Raw genomic sequence first — 384 nt, forward strand, 5'->3', positions numbered from 1 at the left:
ATTTATTTAAAACATTATCTGAAATGGCAGGGCGCTTTAGAGCTTGGAGTGAAAGTGTTGGTAAGTCAAAAGCGTTTAATGATTTTCTGAATTACCTTAAAACGAACGGACCAGTTGTCGCCTCATTAATCGGTAATGTGATTGGCGCTTTACTGAAATTTGTTGAAGCGATGGCGCCCATTGGTGCAATTGTTTTACAGGTTATTAATACAATCGTTCAATTTATATCCAATTTGTTTGAAGCCCATCCTGTAATTGCACAAATTATTGGTGTACTTATGAGTTTGTTTGGTGTGATGATGTCACTTTATACTGCAATTGAAGGAGTTGTGCTCGCGGTATCGACAGTGGCAGAAGTATTGGGTTTATTGGCCGGTCCAATTG

At 38.5% G+C, this 384-nt stretch carries 1 protein-coding gene; it reads left to right on the forward strand.

What is annotated here, in order from left to right; translation table 11 throughout:
- On the forward strand, positions 1–384 hold a 384-nt coding region (locus tag CWC38_RS12750), incomplete at both ends, for a hypothetical protein (protein WP_500683903.1).

Origin of the sequence: Kocuria tytonicola (assembly GCF_003687455.1) — a bacterium.
GTDB lineage: Bacteria > Actinomycetota > Actinomycetes > Actinomycetales > Micrococcaceae > Kocuria > Kocuria tytonicola.